The 25,846-nt window shown below is 59.6% G+C and carries 22 protein-coding genes; 10 read left to right on the forward strand and 12 right to left on the reverse strand.

Annotated elements, in window-relative coordinates; genetic code table 11:
* Positions 1–8: 8 nt before the first annotated feature.
* Positions 9–1,004, reverse strand: a complete 996-nt coding sequence (locus J3D54_RS10490; protein ID WP_253417887.1) for a metalloregulator ArsR/SmtB family transcription factor — start codon at positions 1,002–1,004, stop codon at positions 9–11.
* A gap of 273 nt (positions 1,005–1,277) precedes the next feature.
* Here J3D54_RS10490 and tkt point away from each other — a divergent pair, with 273 nt between their 5' ends.
* From tkt to fba, 6 genes are all read left to right on the forward strand, one after another.
* Complete coding sequence (gene tkt / locus J3D54_RS10495) at positions 1,278–3,275, forward strand: transketolase (RefSeq protein WP_253417888.1); 1,998 nt, start codon at positions 1,278–1,280, stop codon at positions 3,273–3,275.
* A 151-nt stretch (positions 3,276–3,426) separates the two neighbouring features.
* Entirely contained in the window at positions 3,427–4,488 is a 1,062-nt protein-coding gene (gene epd, locus J3D54_RS10500) for an erythrose-4-phosphate dehydrogenase (RefSeq protein WP_253417889.1), read from the forward strand.
* A 25-nt stretch (positions 4,489–4,513) separates the two neighbouring features.
* On the forward strand, positions 4,514–5,677 hold the full coding sequence (locus J3D54_RS10505; RefSeq protein WP_105340859.1) for a phosphoglycerate kinase: 1,164 nt from the start codon (positions 4,514–4,516) through the stop codon (positions 5,675–5,677).
* Between the two features lie 34 nt (positions 5,678–5,711).
* A complete protein-coding gene (locus J3D54_RS10510; RefSeq protein ID WP_105340860.1) occupies positions 5,712–5,933 on the forward strand; it encodes a hypothetical protein in 222 nt (73 codons plus the stop codon).
* Positions 5,934–5,990: 57 nt separating this feature from the next.
* The gene (locus J3D54_RS10515; protein ID WP_253417891.1) at positions 5,991–6,323 is read left to right on the forward strand and encodes an MliC family protein; all 333 of its coding nucleotides are present in this window, start codon (positions 5,991–5,993) and stop codon (positions 6,321–6,323) included.
* A gap of 250 nt (positions 6,324–6,573) precedes the next feature.
* Positions 6,574–7,638 (forward strand): class II fructose-bisphosphate aldolase, encoded by a 1,065-nt coding sequence (fba, locus tag J3D54_RS10520; RefSeq protein ID WP_019694035.1) that lies wholly within the window; start codon positions 6,574–6,576, stop codon positions 7,636–7,638.
* Between the two features lie 79 nt (positions 7,639–7,717).
* On the opposite strand, the gene J3D54_RS10525 is transcribed toward fba, so the two are convergent.
* From J3D54_RS10525 to J3D54_RS10540, 4 genes are all read right to left on the reverse strand, one after another.
* Positions 7,718–8,917: a type II toxin-antitoxin system HipA family toxin gene (locus J3D54_RS10525; RefSeq protein ID WP_253417893.1), complete on the reverse strand. Its 1,200-nt coding sequence runs from the start codon at positions 8,915–8,917 to the stop codon at positions 7,718–7,720.
* Positions 8,914–9,165 carry a helix-turn-helix domain-containing protein gene (locus J3D54_RS10530; RefSeq protein WP_064620880.1) on the reverse strand — a complete coding sequence of 84 codons (252 nt, stop codon included), beginning with the start codon at positions 9,163–9,165 and terminating at the stop codon, positions 8,914–8,916. Before J3D54_RS10530 ends, J3D54_RS10525 begins: the two co-directional genes overlap by 4 nt.
* Positions 9,166–9,493: 328 nt before the next feature.
* On the reverse strand, positions 9,494–9,856 hold the full coding sequence (locus J3D54_RS10535) for a hypothetical protein (RefSeq protein WP_253417895.1): 363 nt from the start codon (positions 9,854–9,856) through the stop codon (positions 9,494–9,496).
* A 539-nt stretch (positions 9,857–10,395) separates the two neighbouring features.
* Positions 10,396–11,064, reverse strand: coding sequence for a polysaccharide lyase family 7 protein (locus J3D54_RS10540; RefSeq protein ID WP_253417896.1), 669 nt, complete (start codon positions 11,062–11,064; stop codon positions 10,396–10,398).
* A gap of 319 nt (positions 11,065–11,383) precedes the next feature.
* Between J3D54_RS10540 and J3D54_RS10545 the strand changes: the two genes are divergently transcribed.
* From J3D54_RS10545 to J3D54_RS10555, 3 genes are read left to right on the forward strand one after another with little or no spacing between them, the layout of a single operon-like run.
* Positions 11,384–13,507, forward strand: a complete 2,124-nt coding sequence (locus J3D54_RS10545) for a bifunctional diguanylate cyclase/phosphodiesterase (protein WP_253417898.1) — start codon at positions 11,384–11,386, stop codon at positions 13,505–13,507.
* A 45-nt stretch (positions 13,508–13,552) separates the two neighbouring features.
* Positions 13,553–14,044, forward strand: a complete 492-nt coding sequence (locus J3D54_RS10550; RefSeq protein WP_007937938.1) for a M48 family metallopeptidase — start codon at positions 13,553–13,555, stop codon at positions 14,042–14,044.
* A gap of 31 nt (positions 14,045–14,075) precedes the next feature.
* Positions 14,076–14,372: a helix-turn-helix domain-containing protein gene (locus J3D54_RS10555; protein WP_090178776.1), complete on the forward strand. Its 297-nt coding sequence runs from the start codon at positions 14,076–14,078 to the stop codon at positions 14,370–14,372.
* A gap of 98 nt (positions 14,373–14,470) precedes the next feature.
* Here J3D54_RS10555 and J3D54_RS10560 read toward each other — a convergent pair whose 3' ends face one another.
* On the reverse strand, positions 14,471–14,923 hold the full coding sequence (locus J3D54_RS10560; RefSeq protein ID WP_253417899.1) for a GNAT family N-acetyltransferase: 453 nt from the start codon (positions 14,921–14,923) through the stop codon (positions 14,471–14,473).
* A gap of 257 nt (positions 14,924–15,180) precedes the next feature.
* On the opposite strand from J3D54_RS10560, the gene J3D54_RS10565 reads away from it, so the two are divergent.
* A complete protein-coding gene (locus J3D54_RS10565) occupies positions 15,181–15,918 on the forward strand; it encodes an ABC transporter substrate-binding protein (protein ID WP_253417901.1) in 738 nt (245 codons plus the stop codon).
* Between the two features lie 129 nt (positions 15,919–16,047).
* Here J3D54_RS10565 and yccS read toward each other — a convergent pair whose 3' ends face one another.
* The 6 genes from yccS to J3D54_RS10595 form a co-directional block, all read right to left on the reverse strand.
* Positions 16,048–18,231, reverse strand: a complete 2,184-nt coding sequence (gene yccS, locus J3D54_RS10570; protein ID WP_253417903.1) for a YccS family putative transporter — start codon at positions 18,229–18,231, stop codon at positions 16,048–16,050.
* Positions 18,232–18,453: 222 nt separating this feature from the next.
* A complete protein-coding gene (locus J3D54_RS10575; RefSeq protein ID WP_253417905.1) occupies positions 18,454–19,632 on the reverse strand; it encodes an NAD(P)/FAD-dependent oxidoreductase in 1,179 nt (392 codons plus the stop codon).
* Positions 19,633–19,795: 163 nt separating this feature from the next.
* The gene (gene dbpA / locus J3D54_RS10580) at positions 19,796–21,181 is read right to left on the reverse strand and encodes an ATP-dependent RNA helicase DbpA (protein ID WP_253417906.1); all 1,386 of its coding nucleotides are present in this window, start codon (positions 21,179–21,181) and stop codon (positions 19,796–19,798) included.
* Positions 21,182–21,381: 200 nt separating this feature from the next.
* Complete coding sequence (mdtD, locus tag J3D54_RS10585; protein WP_253417907.1) at positions 21,382–22,806, reverse strand: multidrug transporter subunit MdtD; 1,425 nt, start codon at positions 22,804–22,806, stop codon at positions 21,382–21,384.
* 174 nt (positions 22,807–22,980) lie between these two features.
* Positions 22,981–24,318 (reverse strand): TldD/PmbA family protein, encoded by a 1,338-nt coding sequence (locus J3D54_RS10590; RefSeq protein ID WP_253417908.1) that lies wholly within the window; start codon positions 24,316–24,318, stop codon positions 22,981–22,983.
* Positions 24,318–25,760 (reverse strand): TldD/PmbA family protein, encoded by a 1,443-nt coding sequence (locus J3D54_RS10595; RefSeq protein ID WP_253417909.1) that lies wholly within the window; start codon positions 25,758–25,760, stop codon positions 24,318–24,320. Before J3D54_RS10595 ends, J3D54_RS10590 begins: the two co-directional genes overlap by 1 nt.
* Positions 25,761–25,846: the final 86 nt, after the last annotated feature.

Here is a 25,846-nt window from a genome sequence, read left to right on the forward strand (position 1 = left end):
TCCTGAATTTACCGATGGTGAGTGTCGCCAGCCGGTCGCTGAAAATGGCGGACCTGAATCTGGAAACCATTACGTAAGCCTACATAGAGGCTTTCCCCGGGAACGAGTCCCGCAGCGGTGGCCCAACGGGCCAGATCGTCCTGTTCAAACCCCAACCAGAGATCACCGCAGGCCTCCCTGGCCCAACTCTGGTTGTGGCTACATAACTCTGTCACTAACAGGCTACCGCCTGGTTGCAGCAAGGCGGCCATGTGCTTGAGTGCTTCGGCCGGTGCAGCAAAATGGTGCAGCACCATGTTCAGTACAACGCAATCGGCCTGAAGGCTTACACCGTTCAATGCATCGGCCAATTGCAGGCTGACGTTAGCCAGCGTTTCACGTTCGCAGACCTGACGGGCCAGTTCGAGCATCGCCGGGCTATTGTCCAGCGCGGTGACTTGAGTGAAGCGCCGCGCCAGTTCCGGCAGAAAACCGCCATCGCCGGGGCCCACTTCGATGGCCGTGGCACCAGCGCCGAAGCCCAGTTTGTCGAGCAATGCCACCACGCTTTCGCGGTATTGCGGCAGGCCGGCGATCAAGTCTTGCTGGGCGCGAAACTTCTCCGCCACCCGTGAGAAAAAGTCCTGGCTGGCCGCAGCTCGTTGCCCATGGACCTGAGCGATCCGCGCCTGAACATCAGGCGGCAGGGTCAGGTTGTCCACTTCTTCCATCAGCGCGGCATGCAGCTTGCCGCCCAACAGGTCGGTATGGGGCAGGGCGCGGCGGTAGAAAATCGCATTGCCTTCACGGCGGGTCGCCACCAATCCGGCCTGGGCCAGTACCTTGAGGTGATGACTCATGCCGGACTGGCCGATGCCGAAAATCTGCGCCAGTTCCAAAACGCCGAACGAATCGTTGGCCAGCGCGCGCAATACATTCAGCCGCAAAGGATCGCCGCCGGCCTTGCACAGGGCCGCCAGCTCATCGCAATCGTCATGTTGAATGGAAGGCACGCGCAAATTCATAAGGCCAGCAGTCTAGTGACGGTCAGAAAACACCGCAAGGGCAATATCAAAAAGTTTTGATATTGCTCGATAGATGGCACTTCTTAACGTTAGCTTCAGTCAACAAACCGACAGCGGAAAGGATTCATCGGCCGAATACGTCGTTATCCATTGGAAAAACGCCTTCAGATCACGATCTGTCATTGCCCCGAGGCCGGTGGGTGAGGGAAAATGCTCGCCTTTTTTCCGTTTCGTTTTATTCACTCTCGATTCAATATCCGCAGGAGATCAGCGATGCCCAGCCGTCGTGAGCGTGCCAACGCCATTCGTGCCCTCAGCATGGATGCCGTGCAAAAAGCCAACAGCGGCCATCCCGGTGCCCCTATGGGCATGGCGGATATCGCCGAAGTACTTTGGCGTGACTACCTGAAGCACAACCCGAGCAATCCATCGTTCGCCGACCGTGACCGTTTCGTACTGTCCAACGGCCACGGCTCGATGTTGATCTACTCGCTGCTGCACCTGACTGGCTACGACCTGTCGATCGATGACCTGAAAAACTTCCGCCAGCTGCACAGCCGCACTCCGGGTCACCCGGAATACGGCTACACCCCAGGTGTTGAAACCACCACCGGTCCACTGGGCCAAGGCCTGGCCAACGCGGTCGGTTTCGCCCTGGCGGAAAAAGTCCTGGCGGCGCAGTTCAACCGTCCTGGCCATAACGTCGTCGATCACCACACCTATGTGTTCCTGGGTGATGGCTGCATGATGGAAGGCATTTCCCACGAAGTCAGCTCCCTGGCCGGTACGTTGGGCCTGGGCAAACTGATCGCCTTCTACGATGACAACGGCATCTCCATCGACGGCGAAGTCGAAGGCTGGTTCACCGACGACACGCCGAAGCGCTTCGAATCCTACAACTGGCAAGTGATCCGCAACGTCGATGGTCACGACCCGGAAGAAATCAAGATCGCCATCGAAACCGCGCGCAAAAGCGCACAACCGACGCTGATCTGCTGCAAGACCACCATCGGCTTCGGTTCGCCGAACAAGCAAGGCAAGGAAGATTGCCACGGCGCCCCGTTGGGTGACGCGGAAATCGCCCTGACCCGTGAAGCGCTGAAGTGGAACTACGGCCCGTTCGAAATCCCGGCCAACATCTACGCCGAGTGGGACGCCAAGGAAGCCGGCCGCGCTGCCGAAGCCGAGTGGGATCAGCGTTTCGCCGCTTACTCCGCCGAGTTCCCTGAGCTGGCCAACGAACTGGTTCGTCGTCTGAGCGGCGACCTGCCGACCGATTTCGCCGAGAAGGCCCAAGCCTACATCGCTGAAGTTGCGGCCAAGGGCGAATCTATCGCCAGCCGTAAAGCCAGCCAGAACGCCCTGAACGCGTTTGGCCCGCTGCTGCCGGAACTGCTCGGCGGTTCGGCTGACCTGGCCGGTTCCAACCTGACCCTGTGGAAAGGCTGCAAAGGCGTCACTGCCGAAGACGCCAGCGGCAACTACATGTACTACGGCGTTCGCGAGTTCGGCATGAGCGCGATCATGAACGGCGTGGCCCTGCACGGCGGCCTGGTGCCTTACGGCGCGACCTTCCTGATGTTCATGGAATACGCCCGCAACGCGGTACGCATGTCGGCGCTGATGAAGAAACGCATCGTCTATGTGTTCACCCACGACTCCATCGGTCTGGGCGAAGACGGCCCGACTCACCAGCCGATCGAGCAACTGGCCAGCCTGCGCTGCACGCCGAACCTCGACACCTGGCGTCCGGCTGACGCCGTTGAATCGGCGGTGGCCTGGAAGTTCGCCCTGGAGCGTGACGACGGCCCTTCGGCGCTGATCTTCTCCCGTCAGAACCTGCAGCACCAAACCCGCAATGCGATCCAGATCGAAGAGATCGCCCGTGGCGGTTACGTGTTGAAGGACTGCGCAGGCGAGCCTGAGCTGATCCTGATCGCTACCGGTTCGGAAGTCGGCCTGGCCGTTCAAGCCTTCGACAAACTGACCGAGCAAGGCCGCAAGGTGCGTGTGGTTTCGATGCCGTGCACCAGCGTCTTCGAAGCCCAGGACGCCGGCTACAAGCAATCGGTTCTGCCGTTGCAGGTCAGCGCGCGTATCGCCATCGAAGCTGCTCACGCAGACTACTGGTACAAGTACGTGGGCCTGGAAGGCCGCGTGATCGGCATGACCACCTACGGTGAGTCGGCGCCTGCGGCGGCCTTGTTCGAAGAGTTCGGCTTCACCCTGGAAAACATCCTGGGTCAGGCTGAAGAGTTGCTGGAAGACTGATCCAGAAAATGCGTCGTCTGATCTGACGCTATCGCGAGCAGGCTCGCTCCCACAGGGATCTACCCCGTCCATGTGGGAGCGAGCCTGCTCGCGATGACGATGGAACATTCAACACAACACTGACGCATTCACCCAGGGAATCGAGAACCTCATGCCTCAACCGCGTCCTTACAAAGTTGCACTCAACGGCTACGGCCGGATTGGTCGTTGCGTCTTGCGTGCGTTGTTTGAGCGAGGCTCGGCGGCTGGGTTTGAAATTGTCGCGATCAACGATCTGGCCGACATGGCCAGCGTCGAATACCTGACACGCTTCGACTCCACTCACGGGCGGTTTCCCGGTGAAGTAAGGGTTGAGGGCGATTGTCTACATATTAATGGCGACTGCGTGAAGGTCCTGCGCAGTGCCACCCCCGAAGGCATCGATTGGGCGTCGCTGGGCGTCGATCTGGTACTGGAATGCTCCGGCGCTTACCACACCCGTCAGGATGGCCAGCGTTTTCTCGACGCCGGTGCGCCAAGGGTGCTGTTTTCCCAGCCGATGGCCAGTGAGGCGGATGTCGACGCCACTGTCGTCTACGGCGTGAACCAGGATTGCCTGACCGGCGACGAACTGCTGGTGTCCAACGCGTCCTGCACCACCAACTGCGGCGTACCGCTGTTGCGCCTGCTGGATCAGGCCATTGGTCTGGAATACGTGTCGATCACCACCATCCACTCGGCGATGAACGATCAGCCGGTGATCGACGCCTATCACCACGAAGACCTGCGCCGCACCCGTTCGGCGTTCCAGTCGGTGATTCCGGTGTCCACTGGTCTGGCGCGAGGCATTGAACGCCTGCTGCCGGAACTTGCCGGGCGAATTCAGGCCAAAGCCGTGCGGGTGCCGACGGTTAACGTGTCTTGCCTCGACATTACGATGCAGACCGTAAGTGATACCGACGCCACCGAGGTCAACCGGATTCTGCGCGAGGCCGCCTCCCATGGCCCGCTCAAAGGCCTTCTGGCCTACACCGAGTTGCCTCACGCCAGTTGTGATTTCAATCATGACCCACATTCGGCCATCGTCGATGCCAGTCAGACCCGCGTTTCCGGCCCAAGGCTGGTGAACATCCTGGCCTGGTTCGACAACGAATGGGGTTTTGCCAACCGAATGCTGGACGTTGCAGAACACTATTTGCAAACAGCTGCACCACAACCACAACCTGCTCTCTAAAACAGCTATCCAGGAAATGCGACCCATGACCGTGTTGAAGATGACCGACCTCGATCTGCAAGGTAAGCGCGTACTGATCCGCGAAGACCTCAACGTCCCAGTCAAGGATGGTGTTGTCACCAGCGATGCGCGAATCCTGGCTTCGCTGCCGACCATCAAGCTGGCCCTGGAAAAAGGCGCGGCCGTGATGGTCTGCTCGCACCTTGGCCGTCCGACCGAAGGCGAATTCTCGGCCGAGAACAGCCTCAAGCCAGTGGCTGACTACCTGAGCAAGGCGCTGGGCCGCGAAGTGCCGCTGGTGTCCGATTACTTGGGCGGCGTCGACGTGAAAGCCGGCGACATCGTGTTGTTCGAAAACGTGCGCTTCAACAAGGGCGAGAAAAAGAACGCCGACGAACTGGCCAAGCAATACGCCGCCCTGTGCGACGTGTTCGTGATGGACGCCTTCGGCACCGCTCACCGCGCCGAGGGCTCGACCCACGGCGTGGCCAAATTCGCCAAAGTCGCCGCCGCTGGCCCATTGTTGGCCGCCGAACTGGACGCGCTGGGCAAGGCTCTGGGCTCCCCGGCTCAGCCAATGGCCGCCATTGTTGCCGGCTCCAAAGTGTCGACCAAACTCGACGTGCTCAACAGCCTGAGCCAGATCTGTAACCAGCTGATCGTCGGTGGCGGCATCGCCAACACCTTCCTCGCCGCTGCCGGTCACCCGGTTGGCAAATCGCTGTACGAGCCGGACCTGCTGGACACCGCCCGTGAAATCGCGGCGAAAGTCAGCGTGCCACTGCCAGTGGACGTGGTGGTCGCCAAGGAATTCGCTGAAAGCGCGACCGCGACTGTCAAACTGATCGCCGACGTGGCTGCAGACGACATGATCCTGGACATCGGCCCACAGACCGCGGCGAATTTCGCCGAGCTGCTGAAGTCGTCCAAGACCATCCTGTGGAACGGCCCGGTAGGCGTGTTCGAATTCGACCAGTTCGGCAACGGCACCAAAGTGCTGGCCCAAGCCATCGCTGAAAGCTCGGCATTCTCTATTGCCGGCGGTGGCGACACTTTGGCGGCTATCGATAAATATGGCGTTGCCGATCAAATCTCCTACATTTCTACCGGCGGTGGCGCGTTCCTCGAATTCGTCGAAGGCAAAGTGCTGCCGGCCGTTGAAGTCCTGGAAAGCCGGGCCAAGGCCTGAGGTCGCCGATTTGACCAGGCAAAGGAGTGTTCACATGGTCAGGACATTAATGCTGTTGATCGCCGCGGGCATGCTGGCGGCTTGCGGGAGTAACCCGAAAGCCACGCCGGAACCCGCGCCTTCCGCGACGGATAAAGGCTGCTATCAGGCCGACTGGCAAGCGGAAACCAACCCGGTGATCAACAAGCGTTCCGGGCCCGACGGCCTGGACAAATACGAGACACAGACCCCGGCCAAGGAACATGGCTGCCCTTGACGGGTCTGACTCTTTAACTCGAGGCTGGCGGCGTGTGCTGTCAGTCGAGGAGCACGGATGAAACGCTTTATTGCCGTTGCGGCACTGGCATTGTTGGCGGGTTGTTCAAATTTCGACCTGTTCAAGCCTGCCCAATCAACGGACAGCTGGATCACCTGGACGTGCGACAGCCAGGCCAAAGTGCTCTGGCGCTACACTGATGTGAGCCGCAAGGAAGTCGATGTTCGTTTGGGCGGCGCCGATCAGGTCTACCGCCTGAAGCTTGAACCGGGCGCTGAAGGTTCGCTGTACGGCAACGACATGCTGGCGTTTCACGTAAAAGGTGAGGAAGGCCTGGTGTACTGGGTCGCCACCAATGATTTGATTGGCCGCGGTTGTAAAGCACAGTAATTGACACACCACGGACCTAATGTGGGAGCGAGCCTGCTCGCGATAGCAGTCTGACAGTCGCTGCACTGTTGACTGCAAGACCGCTATCGCGAGCAGGCTCGCTCCCACAGAGTTCTGTGTAGTTCTTGAGATTTAGGCATCACCGAATCCGCAGCCCGGGCCAACCCCCGATCTGCAATAACTTGAATAGCCGCCGCCGCTACGGCAGGCTGGCACGATTAACGACCCTCAACCGGGAGAGACACACACAATGGCACTTATCAGCATGCGCCAGATGCTGGACCACGCAGCCGAGTTCGGCTACGGCGTTCCAGCCTTCAACGTCAACAACCTTGAGCAGATGCGCGCCATCATGGAAGCCGCTGACAAGACTGACTCCCCGGTGATCGTCCAGGCTTCGGCCGGTGCTCGCAAATACGCAGGCGCCCCGTTCCTGCGTCACCTGATCCTGGCGGCCATCGAAGAATTCCCGCACATTCCGGTGTGCATGCACCAAGACCACGGCACCAGCCCTGACGTCTGCCAGCGCTCCATTCAACTGGGCTTCAGCTCGGTGATGATGGACGGTTCCCTGGGCGAAGACGGTAAGACCCCGACCGACTACGACTACAACGTGCGCGTTACCCAACAAACCGTAGCCATGGCTCACGCCTGCGGCGTATCGGTAGAAGGCGAACTGGGCTGCCTGGGCTCGCTGGAAACCGGCATGGCCGGTGAAGAAGACGGCATCGGCGCCGAAGGCGTTCTGGATCACAGCCAAATGCTGACCGACCCGGAAGAAGCCGCGGACTTCGTCAAACGCACCCAAGTCGACGCCCTGGCCATCGCCATTGGCACCAGCCACGGCGCGTACAAGTTCACCAAGCCGCCTACCGGCGACGTGCTGGCCATCGACCGCATCAAAGAAATCCACAAACGCATCCCGAACACCCACCTGGTGATGCATGGTTCGTCTTCGGTTCCGCAAGAGTGGCTGGCGATCATCAACCAGTACGGCGGCGACATCAAAGAAACCTACGGTGTACCGGTTGAAGAAATCGTCGAAGGCATCAAGCACGGCGTGCGCAAGGTCAACATCGATACTGACCTGCGTCTGGCGTCCACCGGTGCGATGCGTCGGTTGATGGCGACCAACCCGAGCGAGTTTGATCCGCGTAAGTTCTTTGGCGCGACTGTGACGGCGATGCGTGATGTGTGTATCGCTCGTTATGAAGCGTTTGGTACTGCCGGTAATGCTTCGAAGATCAAGCCGATCTCGTTGGAAGCGATGTTCCAGCGTTACCTGAAAGGCGAGTTGAACGCTAAGGTGAACTAAGCCTTAGAATTTGACCCGTGTTGTGAAGAACCCGCCGAGAGGCGGGTTTTTTCTGGGCAGGGATTTTTGCGCACAATAACTACCCAAAAGTCAGAGAAAATGGCGCTGCCACTTGCTCAATGGCACTGACCACATGAGGCGCCTGTTCCCGATACTCAGGATAGCGTTCAAGTACTGCTTCAACCGAGGCAAGCAATTGCTGAATGCGCTCCTGAGGTCGCTCGATCTCACAGGTGCGCGCAAACTCAAGCAGTCCTTGCCGCGAGGCAAACATTGACTTGTTGCCCGCCAGATCCAAAGCCAAAACATCTTCCGGAATATAGGCCGTGGTGTTAACGATGTCGTAGGCCGGCGCCAGGCGTGCATCGCGTTGCGTAGGATCGGAATAGAGCAATCCGAAGTTTTTCAAATGAGCGTCGCCATTCCCGACAATACAGCTCAGGGCAACGCTATCGAAGAGTTGATCAAGGGAGGTGCGTAAATGCTTAGTCGGGCAGAACACACGAATAGCCTTGGCGATTGCCGCATAGCTTTTGCTGTACTTCTGGTTAGCCGATAGCCCCATCAACACCGCCATGTCTTCAAATCCAATTGGGTTGAGCTGGTCGTCGCGATCAAAGCGACGCATGACAAACAGCTTGGCATTATCGGAAAGGTAAAACGGCGGAACGGGAATACCGGCCTCCTTCGCAATGGACATGCAAAGGAACTCGTTGATTGCCAGACCGGGAAATTCGTCTCGGCCACTTTTGATAATCAGGTCCGAGGTTTTCGATGTCACCCGTGGCAATCCGGTTTCCAGGCGTTCCGGTACCAACACTTTGGGTTGAACGCCAGAAATGCCGGCACGCAGGATGTAGCGATCAAGAATGTCAGCGAAGATATCTTCCGTGCCGTCCCATGTCAGAATCTCTTCGAGTTTCTCCCCCGGAAATTGTTGCTCCTCCAGCAAGGCGTCAACCGTTTCAGACCGCAGTTGCACCCTGCCAATGGGCGAAGTGCTGCCGGAAAGCGCCAGCAAAAGCATCGGATCGACATTCACGGTCTTAGCCAATCGATTGCGCAGTTGCTCCAATACATAGCCTTCCGGCAGATTCATCTGAAAAACAGGATGGAGTTCGCGCCGACGAAACTCGTCATGCCTTACTGGCATCGACAAGCTGATAGCCATTTCTGGCGATGCATCTTCGTGATAACGGAATGTGAAGTCTTCGGCATCGCTGAAAAGCCTGCCGCTACGCCCCTCAGGCGTGCTGACTTTGAGAGAGGACATCTTCATTCGAATAAATCCCCAAGCTCTTCAAGGGTCGGCATAGCAGCTGGAACGACAGCAAGCTCACAATCCAGAGCGCCAAGGACGCGCGCATAGGCGATCATGCCGACAGACAGAGTACCTTTCTCTACTGCGATGACTTTGTATCGTGTCAGTCCCGCGAGGTCGGCAAGCTGTGCTTGCGTCAGACCGCGATTTATACGTTTTTCGCGTATTTGGTTGCCGAGACGGCTGATCAACAGAAAATAATCCATGTTCCGCTTCCGTAACACTCATAGCTGAATGTAGCGTATACGCAACATGTTATCAACGTCGTATCTAAGTCCACGGCCATCGGCGACACGGGATCGTAGAGCGTCAAAACCCACCAACGCATCCCGACACCGACGAAAGGAAACACCCATTAGCCGGTCTCGAGTCAGGTTAATGGGCGTCCTTTTGTTTGTTCTTTGGTATTTGAAAGGCGAGTTGAACGCTAAGGTGAACTGAGCCTGAGCGTTAAGCTGCGTTGATAAAAACCCGCCGAGAGGCGGGTTTTTTATTGGGGGCAAGTTTGCTTGCCTCGCACCAGTCGAGCCGCGATTACTCTTTCGGTTCGACGTGATCCAGCGCCTGATTCACCGCCAGTTCACCGAGCATGACCACTTGCGCAATGCCCAGTAGGGTCTTGCGATGTGAGGTTTCCAGCAGCGCGGCGAAATTGTTGAGCATGAGGGTGGCCGACCCGAGTGTTTCGCTGGCGTTGGCCAGCAGGGCTTCGGTGTTGTACTTCGGATTGGCCAAGTACATGGGCTCGGGTTCGTGGGTGGTGGCCATGATCTGGGCGGCCGGGTTGAGGTAATGGTCGAGGGCGCGCTCGGCGGCTTCGTAGAATTTTTTTGAATCGGGGGATTCGTAGGGGGATGCCGGGTCTGTGACCGGCGGATTTGGAGTTGGTTTGAACATTGGAATGGTATACCTCTCAGTAGAGCCGCAACCAATCTCGCTACTAAACGAAATGGGTGGCAGCTGTGCGCAAGTTAGTAGACCGGACACCAATCCAAAATCCGGCGCACCCTAGGGCGCCATGCGCACAGCCACCATCAAGCGCAGGCGTAAGCCTGACTGAATGGCACTTGTGCAGCCATTGAGGAAAGGTAGAGCGGGCTACTAAACCCGATCACTGCGAATCAGTGACACGAATCAAGTTACCGATGGCCTCCCAGACGCACAAGTCGGCGGATTCTGGCGTACCTGTAGGCGGTGACGCAAGCCGTTGTAGGCCTCATGAAGTAACGCTGAGTGTCTTTAAACGTTGGCGTTTAAGTGGGGGCTGTGGCGAGGGGGCTTGCCCCCGTTCGGCGGCGTGGCCGCCGTAAACTGGGTGGCGCGGTGCATCAGCAGGAATGGGGTGGCAGGGTTTGGGGCTGCTATCGCAGCCCAACGGGGGCAAGCCCCCTCACCACAATGGGTGGATTCCTACGAGGCTATGGAGGATCGTCGCCTTAGATATCGTGATCGATATCCAGCTTGCTGAACGTCACTTCCCCGCCTTCAGTGGTGTACCCGGTGTTGTCCTGCACATAAACCCCAGCCTTGAAGTACAACAGTTTGTCACGCCACATCGTGCTGATGTCGGTGTCCCACTGGTAGCCCGCCGCGCTGATGCCCAATGCACCACCCGGGCTGAGGTGGATGAGGTAGGAGAATTCCTGATTGAGTTTCACGCCGGTGGCGATGGTGATGACCCGGGCGGTGTCGTCGTCGGGGTGCATGCGGACTTTGGCGACGATGTTGCCGGTCGCGCTGTAGTCCTTGTATTGATACTCGACCTTCACCATGGGCTTCTGGCTGTTGAAGGCGTGGATCTGGCCAATGACGATCTTGCCCGAGCTGGGCACCTGGCTGACCGAGAGGGTGGCACGCAGGGAGTTGTCTGCGTCAGGGTAGTACCAGTTTTTCAGCGTGCCGTTGCTGTAGGTTTCGCGCAGTTCGGTGCGCGGGTAGATCGCGTTTTCGGTTTTGGAGCCGGTTACCGGGGACCAGAAAAACAAGGTGCCGGTGTCGGAGTGGAAGTATTGATCCTTGAAACCGTCTACCAGCTTGGCTGTTTCGACGGTGTACGGCGGACTGCCGACAGGAACGCTGAGGTTCCAGGTTGCGAGATCGATCATAATTCAAGCTTCCACATTTTTTACTGCACGTGCGTGCCAGAAGCTCTAGCTCGCGCCTTCTAGGCGGTCTTTATAAGCGCTGAAAGCCTGTTTGTTAATGCCCGTCCGGCAGTTGGTTGGCGTCAACATCCTGTCGAAATGCCATCCTTCCCGGTTTATAAGGCTTGTAGGACTTACCGTTAGTCGGCTATATGAAACTTTACCGAAGTGATAGCAAACCAGCGGCTTCTGCTTTCCTGGATCCGGGTCTAGAGTGAAGTCGCATATGTGACCGGTTTTAACAAAAGGCCGGCCTGACGTCCCGAACAAGAGATGCAGCATGGAATGCGCACAACCTACGCCAGCTGAAGGCAACTCAATCCTGTTAATTGTCGATGATTACCCTGAAAACCTGATCAGCATGCGTGCGTTGCTACAACGCCAGGACTGGCAGGTCATGACCGCGGCTTCCGGTTTTGAAGCCCTTGGCCTGTTACTCGAACACGATGTCGACCTGGTGCTGCTGGATGTGCAGATGCCGGGCATGGACGGTTTCGAAGTGGCGCGCTTGATGCGTGGCAGCCAGCGAACCCGTCTCACGCCAATCATTTTTCTTACCGCCAACGAACAATCCCAGGATGCCGTGATCAAGGGCTACGCCAGTGGCGCGGTGGACTACCTGTTCAAACCGTTCGACCCGCAAATTCTCAAACTCAAAGTCCAGGCCCTGCTCGAGCACCAGCGTAATCGCCGCGCGTTGCAGCGGTTGAGCCATGATCTGGAAGTGGCCCGAGCCTTCAATGCCTCGGTGCTGGACAATGCGGCCGAAGGCATTCTGGTGGTGAGTGAGGACGGGCTGATTCGCTTCGCCAACCCGGCGATGTCTCGCTTGCTCAATGCCACGGTGAACGACCTGCAAGGCAAAGAGTTTCTGGATTTCCTGCAAAAACCGCACATCCCGATCTGGGCCGATTCCGAGTTGTTTGCCGGTTACAAACGCGGTGAAACCCTGCGCCTGCACGATGCGCTGCTGCGCACCGCGCCCGGTCAGCAAGTGCCGGTGGCGTTGTCTTGCGCGCCGTTACCCGCCGAACAACATGCGATGGTGGTGACGGTGCTGGATATGTCGGTGGTGCACCATCTGCATCAGCAGCTTGAGTTTCAGGCAGTGACCGATCCTCTGACCGGGCTGCTCAATCGGCGGGGGTTCTACCAGACTGTTGAAAATCTGCTGCTGCGCGGTGAACGGTCCGACAGCACCTGGGTGCTGTTGTACCTGGACCTCGACGGTTTCAAACGGGTCAATGATTCTCTCGGCCACGATGCCGGTGACCGGGTGCTGCGCTGGGTGTCCGAGCAGTTGAAGGCTTGTCTGCGGCCCTTCGATATTCTGGCGCGGATGGGCGGCGATGAGTTCACTGCGCTGCTGGATCTTGAACTTCCCGAGCAGGCGGCAAAGATTGCCGAGAAACTCATCGAGCGGGTGTCGATCTGTCAGCAGATCGAAGGCATGGACATCGCCTTGGGCGCCAGTATCGGCATCGCCACTTATCCCGATTGCGGGGCTAATCTGGACGGGCTGATGCGCGCTTCCGACATTGCCATGTACGAAGCCAAACGCGCCGGGCGTCAGCAATATCGCTTCTACGATCACGAAATGAACGGTCGGGCGCGCTCGCGGCTGATGCTTGAAGAAAGCGTGCGCACGGCCATCGAGAACCGCGATTTCAACCTGGTGTATCAACCCCAGGTAGCGATTGCCGATGGCCAGATCCGCGGGTTCGAAGCGTTGCTGCGCTGGCAGCACCCAAGTGTCGGCGATGTGCCGCCAGGGCTGTTTTTGCCGTTGCTGGAAGAGGCGCGGTTGATCAGTCGCCTGGGAAGCTGGATTTACCATCGCGGGGCCAAACAGCGAAAAGCCTGGGAAACCTTGTTTGCCGAAGACCTGGTGCTGGGCGTCAGTTTGAGCAATACGCAATTCGGTTTGCCCAATCTGGTCACCGAGCTGCGTCAGGTGCTGGAACGCCATGGCCTGAAGCCGCAGCAGCTGGAAGTCGAGGTCACGGAAGAGGCCTTGATGTCTAACCCCGACGAGACCCGCAAACAACTGCGTTTGCTGCGCAATCTGGGGGTGCGGGTGGCGCTGGATGACTTCGGCTCCGGGGCTTGTTCGCTGGCGCATTTGCGCGACCTGGAACTGGACACGCTAAAGCTCGACCGGCATTTGATCGCCCGGTTGCCGGGCTCCGAACGGGATGCGGCGCTGGCACGCAGTGTCATCGATTTGTGCAAACGGTTAGGTCTGCTGGTGATCGCCGAAGGGGTTGAAACGGTGGCGCAATATGAGTGGTTGCAAGCCAACGGTTGCCAATATGTGCAGGGCTTTCTGGTGGCGCGGCCGTTGATGGCCGAGGACACCGGTCACTTTGTCGAGCCGTTCGACTGGGGCGCGCTGACGAGTTGAATTCGCTACACTGGCGACCTCTTCGTGACGCGTGTTGCCGCTCCAATGACTGTGTTGAAATACCTCCAGGCCTATCCCGCCGCGTTGCAGGACCAGGTGCGTCAGCTGATCGCCGAAGGTCGGCTGGGCGATTACCTGAGCCAGCGCTATCCGGAAAAACACGGGGTGCAGAGCGACAAGGCGCTATACGCCTATGCCCTGGACCTCAAGCAGGAATACCTGCGTAACGCCCCGGCCATCGACAAGGTGTTGTTCGACAACCGCCTGGACCTGACCCACCGCGCGCTCGGTCTGCACACCGCGATCTCACGGGTGCAGGGTGGCAAGCTCAAGGCCAAGAAAGAAATTCGCATCGCCTCGCTGTTCAAGGACGCGGCGCCGCAGTTTCTGAAAATGATCGTGGTGCACGAGCTGGCGCACTTCAAAGAGTCGGATCACAACAAGGCGTTCTACAAGCTGTGCGAGCACATGTTGCCGGGGTATCACCAGGTGGAGTTCGATTTGCGGGTGTACCTGACGTGGCGGGATATGCACTGAACAAATCTGCTAATTAATCGGGAGCGCATGGATGGACGTGAGCAAGACCAAGAGCAGCTTCTACCGCCGATTGTACGTGGCGTACCTGATCGACAGCGGGCTGGCCAGCAGCGTCCCGGCGTTGACCGAGGTGACCGGCATGCCTCGGCGCACGGCCCAGGACACCATCGCGGCGTTGGCGGATCTGGATATCATTTGTGAATTCGAGCAGGAAGAAGGCGCGCGCAACCATGCGGGACGCTATCGGATTCGCGAGTGGGGGGCGATTGATCGGGGGTGGATCGAGCGTAATCTGCGGCAGATTAAAGCGGTGCTGGAGTATCCCTGAGGTTTTGCGGTGTTGCAGATGACGCCTTCGCGGGCAAGCCTCGCTCCTACAGGGGGTTCACTGTTCCTGTGGGAGCGGGCTTGCCCGCGATGAGGCCCTCAAGGACGACGCATCCCGATATGCGGAATCTCATCCTCCAGGTATTCCTCACCCACCACCACAAACCCGTACCGCCCGTAGTACCCCTGCAAATGCGCCTGTGCCGAGAGGTAGATAGGCACCTCGGGCCAGTGCTTCTCGGCCTGTTTCAACGCCTGGTTCATCAACTCATGCCCAAGCCCGGCACCGCGTGCCTGGGGTGCAATGATCACTCGGCCAATCACCACGTCGCCGCCTTGTAATTCCGGGTCGAGCAAGCGTAGGTAGGCCATCAGCCGATCCCCGTCCCAACCCATCAAATGGCAGGTGTCACCTTCCAGGTCCTGACCATCGACGTCTTGATAAGCGCATTTTTGCTCGACGATGAACACCTCGGCGCGCAACTGCAAAATGGCGTACAGCTGCTCTTTGCCCAGATCGCTGTGGTGTTTGCAGACCCAATCGATTGTCATCTTCACATTCCTTGAACAACGTAGCTTCGATACTAAGCGCCCTGAGACGGGATGTCTTTATGGCAGAAGAATCTGTGATGAGGGCCAAAATGCCATCATTCATTTCTCGCGAAATTGTCTTCTTTGTGTAATCTGCAATGAAGCGCTGTGCAATGGCCTCAATGAGCTAATGTTAGGACCTGGGTTCGCCGATAGAGGGGCCTTGGAGTTTTGGCTGAAAAACACGTTGGGCAGCTCGCCCGCTAAGGATTTCTGGCATGCCGCGATTGCGTCGAGCGTTTGCTTTGATCGGATTGCTGTTGCTGACACAGACCGCGGCCGCGGAAAAGCTGCGTCTGGTAGCCGATGCCTGGCCACCCTTTACCGATGCCACGCTGGTTAATGGCGGGGTGGCTACGGACATCGTCAGCACCGCGCTGGCCCGGGCCGGTTACGCCAGCGATTTCGAACAGGTGCCGTGGGCGCGAGCCTTGCTTGGGGTCGGCGAGGGACGTTACGACGTACTGATCAACACCTGGTACACCGACGAGCGCACGAAGCTGGGGCAATTTTCCGGTGAGTACCTGCTCAACCGCGTGCGCTTTCTCAAGCGCAAAGACACGCCAATCGAATTCAGCAACCTGCAACAACTGCACACCTACCCGATAGCGGTGGTACGCGGTTATGCCTATTCGCACGAATTTGACGACGATGTGTCGTTGCAGAAAGTCCCGGTGCATAACTTCGCCATGGCCGTGCGCATGGTTGCGGCCGATCGGGTCAAGCTGACCCTGGAAGACGAGTTCGTCGCCCGGTATTACCTCGCGCGGGAATCACCCAAAGTGCGCAATGCCGTGGAGTTTCTGCCCAAGCCGTTGAGCGAGAACAGCCTGCATATTCTGGTGAGCCTGAAAAATCCGCAGCATGAACAGATCGTCGCCGGTTTCGACCGCGAGATTGCGGCGATGAAGGCTGATGGGAGTTATGAGAAGTTGCTCAGGCAGCATGGGATGTAATGGGTTTGATCCGGTGTTTGTGTTGAAGCTGCTGGCCTCATCGCGGGCAAGCCCGGCTCCCACAGGATTTGCACAAAGCTGTGGGAGCGTGGCTTGCCCGCGATGACGTCAGGCCAGTCGCCACGGCGCTCAAGTCTCGCTGGTGTCCTTGATGAGATGCGCCGCCAGCGTCCGCAACGGCCCCAGTTGCCGGCAGATCAACGCCAGTTGCGTCTGCACCAGGCGCTGCCCTTCATCGATTTCATCCGGCATCTGCTCAAGCTCATTGGCCAGCGCTTCTTCCTCATCACTCTGAATTGCAATCGGCTGTTTGCTCGCCAGACCCTGGGCGATTGCGTCGAGGCTGGCGGCCAGGCTCACACCGGCGCCGTCGATCAAGTGCTCTCGCACATCCGACGGCAGTTGGGTTTCACGGTGTGCCCCCAGGCCCGACAAATAGCTGAGCAAGGTGTGTGACAACACCAGGAAACGGAACCCGACATCCGCTTCCTTACGGAAGTGCCCCGGCTCCATCAGCATGTTGGCCAGCGTCGTCGACAACGCCGCGTCGGCGTTGTGCGCGTTGCGTCGGGCCAGGCGGTAAGCCAGGTCATCGCTTTTACCGGCGGCGTATTGCTGCATGATCTGGTGCAGGTAAATGCTGTTGCAGGTCAGGGTATTGGCCAGCACTTTGTTCAGGCGTCGCCCCTGCCAGTCCGGCAGAAACAGGAACACCGCCAGCCCCGCGATCAGGCTGCCGAGCAAGGTATCGAACAGTCGTGGCAGGAGCAGCCCGTAACCGTCGCCCACCTGGTTGAAGCAGAACAGCACCATGATCGTAATGGCGGCAGTCGCCAGGGTGTAGCGGGTGGTGCGGTTGGTAAAGAACACCACCCCGGCAACGATGGCGAAGCTCGACTGGATCAACGGGTTCGGGAACAGATCGAACAGCGCCCAGGCCACGGTCAGGCCGATGGCGGTGCCGATGATCCGCTGGCCCAGTTTGCGGCGGGTGGCGCCGTAGTTCGGCTGACAGACAAACAGCGTGGTGAGGATGATCCAGTAACCTTGCGAGGGGTGGATCAAATGCACCATCGCGTAGCCGATGCTCAATGCCAGGGGCAGGCGCAGGGCGTGGCGGAACAACAAGGACGTCGGCGTCAGCTGTGTGCGCAAGCGAATCCACACATCCTTGAGGCTGCGTGGCGAACGGTCGAGCAGGCTGCTGTCGGTGGCGTCTGCGAGCGCATCGGGGTTGCTGGCGTCGCTGAGCAAACGGTCGAGGGTGCCGAGGTTGGCGGCCAATGCCCGCAACGACCGCAGCAGACCGCGCCACGCCGGGTTGCTCTGGATGCGCAGGTGTTCGAGGGAGGCGTGCAGGTCGCTCAGGGCTTCGGCGAAGCTGGCGTCATAAGTGAACGGCTGGCGCATCTGGATCGATTCTGCCAATGCGCGGCACGCCTTGCCTTGCTGGCGCAGCAGGCGCTGACAGCGGAACAGCACGTCACTGTGGAAGAACGCCTCGGCCAGCGCGTTGTAAGGGTAGTGCGAGGAGCTGGCGCGCTCGTGGATGTCCTGGGCGAGGAAGTACAGTTTCAGGTAGCGGCTGACTTTCGCGCCCGGTCGGCCATCGCCGACCCGGTGCAGAATGATTTCCTTGGCGGCGTTCAGGGCCGCCACCACCCGACCGTTCTGCTGGGCCAGTTCCAGGCGGCGCGCTTCCACGTCCAACTGCCGGATCGGTTCGAACAGCGATGATTTCAGTTTCAGGTAATAACCCAGTTCACGGAACAACCGCGCCAGGCTCTGTTGCACCGGCTGGTTGGAAAACAGCGCCTGCCACAGCACCGAAAGCAAGCCATACCACGCCGCACCGGCCACCAGCAGTACCGGCTCGTGCCAGAAATCAGTGACCGCGCCGCCGCGCTGGTCCACGCCGATCATGGTGTAGACCGACAGAATCAGCGTCGCTGATGCAATCGCGCCATAACGTTCGCCCAGCGCGCCGAGCATGGTCAGGCAGAAACTGGCCAGGGCAAAGGCGATGATAAAGAGGATGGGGTAGGGGAAAAGCAGTTCGACGGACAGGGCCGCGACCATGAAACACACCAGCGTCACGGCCAGCGCATTGAGGCGGCCCTGCCAACTGTCGTCGGTTTCGGCCAGGGCGCTGGCGATGATCCCCAGGAACAGCGGGATCAGCAGCCCCATTTGATCCTGATACCAACACAGCGCCATGGTGCCGGTCAGGGCGATGAATACCCGAACGCTGTAACTGAATTTATCCAGCGCCCAGAGGCGACGCAGAGACTGCCGAAATGTGGTCGATGACATGAAGTGCGAAGGCCTTCCGAGGCAATGACGCTAAATTGAGCCACTAATGACGCCGACGCAATGGCGCCGATCACATCAGATAGCAAAATCTGTTCCTTCAAGCTCAACACATAACCAATGTGGGAGCGAGCCTGCTCGCGATGAGGCCGGCACATTCAACATTGATGTCGACGGTCAGACCGCTATCGCGAGCAGGCTCGCTCCCACAGATTATTGGTTGAGTCAGACGTACTGCGCCGCCGCGTAACCGGAGGCCCAGGCCCACTGAAAGTTGAAACCGCCCAGATGCCCGGTGACGTCGAGCACTTCGCCGATGAAATACAGGCCAGGGCTTTTCAGCGATTCCATGGTCTTGGACGATACCTCGCGCGTGTCGACGCCACCCAGGGTCACTTCGGCCGTGCGGTAGCCTTCAGTGCCGGCGGGCACCACTTTCCAGCTCGCCAGTTTTTCGGCGATGTCGGCAATTTCCGCGTGGGTGTACTGCTTCATCGGTTTGGAGACGAACCAGTTGTCCGCCAGCAGGTTGGCCATCTTCTTGGTGAAGATTTCACCGAGCAGGGTTTTCAATTCGCTGTTCGGGCGCTCGACTTGCTGTTGTTGCAGCCAGCTCGGTACGTCGTGATCCGGCATCAGGTTGATCTCTACCGTGTCGCCGGATTCCCAGAACGAAGAAATCTGCAAAATCGCCGGGCCGCTGAGGCCGCGGTGGGTGAACAGGATGTTCTCGCGGAAACTCTGGTCGTTGCAGCTCACCAGGCAATCCACCGACGTACCGGACAGCTCGGTGCAAAGCTCCTTGAGCTGATCGGTGATGGTGAATGGCACGAGGCCGGCGCGGGTTGGCAGCAGGTCGTGGCCGAACTGTTTGGCCACCTGATAGCCGAAACCGGTGGCGCCGAGGGTCGGAATCGACAGGCCGCCGGTGGCGATCACCAGGGATTGGCAAGTGATCTGGCCTAGCGTGGTATCCAGCAGATAACCGCTTTCGAGCTTCTCGATGGTCTGGATCGAGGTGTCCAGGTGCAAGCTGACGCCAACCTGATTGCACTCGTCGAGCAGCATGTCGAGGATGTCGCTGGATTTGTTATCGCAGAACAACTGGCCGAGTTTTTTCTCGTGGTACGGCACACCGTGTTTGGCCACCAGACCGATGAAGTCCCACTGGGTATAACGCGCCAACGCAGATTTGCAGAAATGGGCGTTCTGCGAGAGGAAATTGCCCGGTTCGGTGTACATGTTGGTGAAGTTGCAGCGGCCACCGCCCGACATGAGGATTTTCTTGCCGGCCTTGTTCGCGTGGTCGAGCAATAGCACCTTGCGCCCGCGCCCGGCGGCGGTCAGCGCGCACATCAATCCTGCGGCGCCAGCGCCAATGATCACGACTTCGGTAGAGCGCAAAACGGTGTCCTCACACAAATTTTAAATTCACCGGCAAACCAATGTGGAAGCGGCGGTGCGACGATTCGACTTGCCCGCGATGGCGGACTGACAGACAACATTGATGTTGAATGTGCTGGCCTCATCGCGGGCAAGCCCGCTCCCACAGGGAAGTGCGCTGTTCTTACAGGATGCGAACGCGCAGCGAACGGCCTTTGATTTTACCGTCGTTCAGGCGCTGCAAGGCTTGCTTGGCGATGCCGCGTTCCACGGCCACATAGGCCTGGAAGTCGAAAATCGCGATCTTGCCGACCTGGGCGCCGGGAATGCCCGCCTCACCGGTCAGTGCGCCGAGAATGTCGCCCGGACGCACTTTGTCTTTACGGCCCGCACCAATGCACAGTGTGCTCATCACTGGCAGCAGCGGCCCGGCGCCCTGGGACGTGAGGTTATCCACCTGATCCCAATTCAACGGCGACTTCTGCAGTTGCTCGATGGCCTGGGCGCGGTGGGCTTCGGACGGTGCAACCAGACTGATCGCAATGCCTTTCTCACCGGCGCGACCGGTACGGCCGACACGGTGAATGTGGATTTCCGAGTCACGGGCCAGTTCGACGTTGATCACCATGTCCAGCGCATCGATGTCCAGGCCACGTGCGGCAACGTCGGTGGCGACCAGTACCGACGTACTGCGGTTGGCGAACATCGCCAACACCTGGTCGCGGTCACGCTGTTCCAGATCGCCGTGCAGGCCGACGGCGGAGATGCCTTTGGACGTCAGGTGATCGACGGTTTCCTGAACCTGCTGCTTGGTGAAGCAGAAGGCCACGCAGGACGCCGGACGGAAGTGGCCGAGCACCTTGGTCACCGCGCTCATGCGCTCTTCCGGGGAAATCTCGTAGAAACGCTGCTCGATCTGCGTGTCGTCGTGGAACGCCTCGGCCTTCACTTGCTGCGGATTGCGCATGAACTTCGACGCCAGCTGCTTGATGCCCACCGGGTACGTGGCGGAGAACAGCAGGGTCTGGCGACGTTCCGGGCACTGGGCGATGATTTCTTCGATGGAATCGTAGAAACCCATGTCGAGCATGCGGTCGGCTTCGTCGAGGATCAGCGTGTTCAGGCCGTGAAGCACCAGCGAACCCTTGCGCAGGTGTTGCTGGATGCGCCCCGGAGTGCCGACGATGATGTGCGCGCCGTGCTCCAGCGAGCCGATCTGGGGGCCGAAAGACGCCCCGCCGCACAGGGTCAGGACCTTGATGTTGTCTTCGGAACGGGCCAGGCGACGGATTTCCTTGGCGACCTGGTCGGCCAGCTCACGGGTCGGGCAGATGACCAGTGCCTGACAACCGAAGAAGCGTGGATTGATCGGGTTCAGCAGGCCGATACCGAAGGCCGCGGTCTTGCCGCTGCCGGTCTTGGCCTGGGCGATCAGGTCCATCCCCTTGAGGATCACCGGCAAGCTTTGCGCCTGGATCGGCGTCATCTGGGCATAACCGAGGGAGTCGAGGTTAGCCAGCATGGCGGCGGACAGCGGCAAAGTATTAAAAGCGGTGGCGATGGTGGTCACGGGACTGGCCTGCAAAACAAAATGTCGCGCAGTGTATCAGTCCCATGGCCATTCGCCCGTAGTTTCCAGACGAGAAGTCGCCGAGCGAAGGCCAGGCAAGGCGAAAACAGGCGAGAAAGCGGAGTTGGCTTTAGTCAATGAGCATTTCGAGTCTGTTTTCAAGGCTGCATGGTCGAGCGCAGGCACTTATCGTCTGGAAACTAAGGCTCTATGTGTTCTTCCGGATGCTCGCGCCGTCCGTCCGTTCTGGACAGTTGCGAGAAGATCGTTGCAGCCAGCATCGCCATGATTCCTACCGTCACAAAAGTCAGCTGGAACGCGCCCAGCACCGTGTCCACGCCGTCGTTGCCCATCTCCGCCGTGAAGCCGCCGAGCAGCGCACCGGCGCACGCCACGCCCAGGCTCAAGGACAATTGCGCTACCACCGACAGCAAGCTGTTGCCGCTGCTGGCGCTGGCGTCGTCGAGGTCGATCAGTGTCACGGTATTCATCGCGGTGAACTGCAAGGAGTTGATCGCCCCCAGAATCGCCAACTGGCCCAGCAGCAGCCAATACGGCGTCTGCTCGCTGACCAGGCCCATGCTCGCCAGCATGATCCCCAGCGCCAGGGTGTTGCCGGTCAGCACGATGCGGTAGCCGAAACGTTCGATCAGCGGCCGCGCCACCGATTTGGCGACCATTGCCGCAGCGGCCAGGGGCAGCATGCTCATCCCGGCCTGTGACGGTGAATAACCCAGCGCCACTTGCAACAGCAACGGCACCAGGAACGGCAATGCGCCGCTGCCCAACCGGGCGAACAGATTGCCGAGGATGCCCACGGCAAACGTCCGGGTCTTGAACAGCGATGGCGCAAACAACGGATTGTCGGTGTGCCCGGCCCGCAGCCAATACGCCGCCAGACAGGCCATGCCGGCAAACAACAGCAACATCACCCGCAAGTGCGGTAAATGCAGTTCGCCGAGGCCTTCCATGGCGATGGTGATCAGCACCATCGCTGCGCCGAACAGCAAAAAGCCCAGGCTATCGAAGCGGGTGCGTTCACTGCCGCGCAGGTCGGGAATGAATTTCCACACCGCATAGCAGCCGATCACACCCACCGGCAGGTTAATCAGGAAGATCCAGTGCCAGGTCAGGTATTGCACCATCCAGCCGCCCATGGTCGGGCCGATCAGCGGGCCGAGCAGGCCGGGAATGGTGATGAACCCCATGATCCGCACGAGATCCGAGCGCGGATACGCGCGCAGCACCACCAATCGTCCGACCGGCAGCATCAAGGCGCCGCCCAGGCCCTGGATCACCCGGGCGCCGATCAGCATGCTCAGAGTGCTCGACAGGGCGCAGAGCAATGAGCCGATGCTGAACAACAGGATGGCGCCGAAGAAGATTTTCTTGGTGCCGAAACGGTCGGCGATCCAGCCAGAGGCGGGGATCAACAAGGCGACGGTGAGCATGTAGGCGATGATCACACCCTGCATGCGCAGCGGGTCTTCGGCCAGGTCCCGGGCCATGGCGGGGAGGGCGGTGTTGAGGATCGTCCCGTCGAGGGACTGCATGAAAAAGGCAATGGCCACGACCCACGGCAACCAGCGGGCGGTGACAGCGTCGAGGGGTTGGCGGTTGGGCATGGGGCCTCTTTGTCAGGTAGTGCTCGGTCCCTGTGGCGAGGGGGCTTGCCCCCGTTGGGCTGCGAAGCGGCCCCAGACCGGCAAACGCGCTCCGTCAGACAGACCGCACTCACCGGATTTACGACTGCTACGCAGTCGAACGGGGGCAAGCCCCCTCGCCACAAGGTTTTGTGTTTACAGGGTCAAGGTCAATCGGCTGACGAGCGCTCCCGGCAGCAATGCCGAAGACGTGTTGCGCTGACTGTAGGTGCTGGCCGACAACATCAGCTCGCGTTCCTCGGTCAACGCTTCCAGCTGCGAGCCGAGCAGGCTGTAGGCGCTGTCATCGAAACGCATGGTGCTGACCGGCGCCTGAATCTCGCCGTTCTCGACCCAGAAGGTCGCGAACCGTGTCATGCCGGTCAGGCGCGCCGCCGGTTGATCCGAGTAGTTCAGGTACCACAGGTTGCTGATGTACAAACCGGTGCCCAGTTGCTTGAGAATCTCGTCGTCAGGCAAAGAGCCGGCTGCCATGTTCAATGCACTTGGCGCTTCACCGCCGCCGGCGCCGTTGGCGGTCAGGCCGTATTCGGCGGCGCTGCGTGAACCGACCAGTTGCTCGCCCGCCTTGCCATCAACAATCAGCCGCAGATCGCTGCGCTGATAACCTTCACCGGAGAACGCCGGGCTCAGGGAACCGCTGACTTTTTCATCCAGAGACACCAACGGACTGAACGAACTGTCACCACCGTAGAGTTTTTGCAACGGACTGCTCTTGCTGGCAATCGACTGCGCCGAGAACCCGCCCCAGCTGAGCATGCCCATGATTTCTTCCAGGGCCGCCGGCGCGAGGTAGGCGCGGTACTGACCCGGCGCCAGTGTGCGCAATGGCCGACCCAGAAACGCCAACTGCTCACGGGCCTGCTGGAAGCGCCGGGCAAAGCCATCGCTGTTCCAGTCGTGCCCGGCGTAGCTGGCTTTCACCGCCTGACCGTTTTCATGGAACAGGCTGAAGTCGAAGTTGAAGCTGTTGGCCTGATGCCAGCCGAACGCGCCCGAGGAGCTGGCGAAGCCGCGACTGATCGGCCCGGCGGCATAGAAGCCGACCAGATCGAGCCCCTCGGCGGCTTGAGTGATTTCAGCGACCACCTGCTCGGTGTCCGGCAGCGGATGTTCCTGCACGTTATTGCTCTGCCAGTCGTCATGGTTGAGCAGCAGGTAGGGGTCCTGGGGCAGCAACGGCAGGGTTTCGCGCAACTGCTGCAGCCCCTCGGCCAGACGCTGAAGGTCGACTTCTGCATCGCCCGACAACGTGATATCGAGGTCGGCGTGGCGCCCATCGTTGATCAGTTTGAAGCCGATGCCCGCCTGCTGCACCTGCCCGGCCTGACGCACCTTGGCGTGGTTGAACCGCACGAAGGCCGACGATTCGGCGGCGTAGCTGAGGGTGAATTGCTCAGGTTCGCGAATCGCTTCGCGCAACCAGTTGACCAATGTTTTAAACGATTCGGCCTGACCTTTGAATGTGCTCATCAGGCATCTCCCCCAAACACATCAACGTTGCTGAACACACAGGCCGGCGACGCATGGCCGACGCGGATCACCTGGTTCGGTTCGCCTTTGCCGCAGTTCGGCGTGCCCAACACCTTGAAGGTGCTGGCGTCACCGACGGCGCGCAGACTCTTCCAGAATTGCGCGGAAATCGCCCGGTAATTCGGGTTCTTCACCACGCCTTTGAGTTCGCCGTTTTCGATCAACTGGCCCCATTCGCAACCGAACTGGAATTTGTTGCGCGCATCATCGATGGACCACGAACGGTTGGTGCTCATCAAAATGCCGTGCTCAATGTTGCCGATCAGTTGTTCAAGCGGCTGATCGCCGGGTTCGATGTTGAGGTTGGCCATGCGGTCGATCGGTGGACGGTTCCAGCCGCAGGCGCGGCTGTTGGCCACGCCGTCAAGGTCGGCCCGGAACTGCGAGAGTGCGCCGCCCAATGGCCGCAGCAGCAAACCTTGCTTGATCAGGAATTGCTTGCTGGCGGCGGTGCCGTCGTCGTCATGGCCATAGCTGGCGAGTTGTTCGGGGATGTCCGGGTCGAAGGTCACATTGAGCAGTGCGGAGCCGTATTGCAGGCGGCCGAAGTCTTCTGCCTTGACGAAACTGGTACCGGCGTAATTGCGTTCGTCGCCGAGGATACGGTCCAGCTCCAACGGGTGACCGATGGACTCATGAATCTGCAGCATCATCTGGTCGGGCATCAGCAACAGGTCGCGCGGGCCTTGCGGGGTGTTCGGTGCCAGCAGCAATTGCAACGCCTGGTCGGCGACTTTCGGGCCGGAGCCGATCAGGCCGCAACGGCTGATCACATCAAAGCCGCCCTGCTGACCGAAATTCTCGCGGCCCAGGGTGCGGGTCTGGCTGTCGCTGCCGTCGTAGGCGGTGACGTCCATGCTCGGGTAGACGAAGCGCTGGGCCTGGCGCAGTTCGGCGCCGGCGCTGTTGAGGTAGATCTGCTCGACGTGGGTGATACCGATGCTCGCCTGCCAGTTCACCAGGCGTTCGTCCTTGGGCACGGCGGCGGATTCGGCGCCGAGCAGTTGGTAGCAATCGCTGAGAGACGGGAAGGGCTGGTCGAGGCTCGGCGAAAAATAGTCGGCGCGGTCGCTGGAAACCGCTTGCTCACGCAAGTCGAGGAGCGCGTGGGGCTTGAGTCGACGGGCTTGTTGCTCGGCTTTCTCCAGCGCGGCTTGCAGCCCGGACTGGGACAAGTCGTTGGTCGCGGCATAGGCTTCGACGCCGTTGACCCGAACGGTTAGCATCGCACCTTCGTCCCGGCTCAGGCTCGGCGGTTTGGCGACGTTCTTGCGCACCGACAGGTACTGGCCGGACTCGCGTACATATCGCAGCGAAAAGAATTCAGCGCCCGTGCGCAACGCAGCGAAGCGCTGCTTGAGCTGGGGGTGGAAATCGAACATTCGGGAACCTCCTTGGTATGGAGCGGCGGCGAATCGATGTTGCGAGGGGGAGGGTGAAACGTTTGCGCGGGGACTAGATTAGGCCT

This window comes from Pseudomonas sp. GGS8 (genome assembly GCF_024168645.1).
In the GTDB taxonomy this organism is placed as follows: domain Bacteria; phylum Pseudomonadota; class Gammaproteobacteria; order Pseudomonadales; family Pseudomonadaceae; genus Aquipseudomonas.

Bases quoted from the DNA above. Each gene is read 5' to 3' on its own strand.
- J3D54_RS10490 (WP_253417887.1), bottom strand. From the start codon at position 1,004: ATGAATTTGCGCGTGCCTTCCATTCAACATGACGATTGCGATGAGCTG.
- mdtD (WP_253417907.1), bottom strand. From the start codon at position 22,806: ATGCCCAACCGCCAACCCCTCGACGCTGTCACCGCCCGCTGGTTGCCG.
- J3D54_RS10530 (WP_064620880.1), bottom strand. From the start codon at position 9,165: ATGGATTATTTTCTGTTGATCAGCCGTCTCGGCAACCAAATACGCGAA.
- J3D54_RS10535 (WP_253417895.1), bottom strand. From the start codon at position 9,856: ATGTTCAAACCAACTCCAAATCCGCCGGTCACAGACCCGGCATCCCCC.
- J3D54_RS10505 (WP_105340859.1), top strand. From the start codon at position 4,514: ATGACCGTGTTGAAGATGACCGACCTCGATCTGCAAGGTAAGCGCGTA.
- J3D54_RS10525 (WP_253417893.1), bottom strand. From the start codon at position 8,917: ATGAAGATGTCCTCTCTCAAAGTCAGCACGCCTGAGGGGCGTAGCGGC.
- J3D54_RS10565 (WP_253417901.1), top strand. From the start codon at position 15,181: ATGCCGCGATTGCGTCGAGCGTTTGCTTTGATCGGATTGCTGTTGCTG.
- tkt (WP_253417888.1), top strand. From the start codon at position 1,278: ATGCCCAGCCGTCGTGAGCGTGCCAACGCCATTCGTGCCCTCAGCATG.
- J3D54_RS10590 (WP_253417908.1), bottom strand. From the start codon at position 24,318: ATGAGCACATTCAAAGGTCAGGCCGAATCGTTTAAAACATTGGTCAAC.
- yccS (WP_253417903.1), bottom strand. From the start codon at position 18,231: ATGTCATCGACCACATTTCGGCAGTCTCTGCGTCGCCTCTGGGCGCTG.
- J3D54_RS10510 (WP_105340860.1), top strand. From the start codon at position 5,712: ATGGTCAGGACATTAATGCTGTTGATCGCCGCGGGCATGCTGGCGGCT.
- J3D54_RS10545 (WP_253417898.1), top strand. From the start codon at position 11,384: ATGGAATGCGCACAACCTACGCCAGCTGAAGGCAACTCAATCCTGTTA.
- J3D54_RS10560 (WP_253417899.1), bottom strand. From the start codon at position 14,923: ATGACAATCGATTGGGTCTGCAAACACCACAGCGATCTGGGCAAAGAG.
- J3D54_RS10595 (WP_253417909.1), bottom strand. From the start codon at position 25,760: ATGTTCGATTTCCACCCCCAGCTCAAGCAGCGCTTCGCTGCGTTGCGC.
- J3D54_RS10550 (WP_007937938.1), top strand. From the start codon at position 13,553: ATGACTGTGTTGAAATACCTCCAGGCCTATCCCGCCGCGTTGCAGGAC.
- fba (WP_019694035.1), top strand. From the start codon at position 6,574: ATGGCACTTATCAGCATGCGCCAGATGCTGGACCACGCAGCCGAGTTC.
- J3D54_RS10555 (WP_090178776.1), top strand. From the start codon at position 14,076: ATGGACGTGAGCAAGACCAAGAGCAGCTTCTACCGCCGATTGTACGTG.
- J3D54_RS10540 (WP_253417896.1), bottom strand. From the start codon at position 11,064: ATGATCGATCTCGCAACCTGGAACCTCAGCGTTCCTGTCGGCAGTCCG.
- J3D54_RS10515 (WP_253417891.1), top strand. From the start codon at position 5,991: ATGAAACGCTTTATTGCCGTTGCGGCACTGGCATTGTTGGCGGGTTGT.
- epd (WP_253417889.1), top strand. From the start codon at position 3,427: ATGCCTCAACCGCGTCCTTACAAAGTTGCACTCAACGGCTACGGCCGG.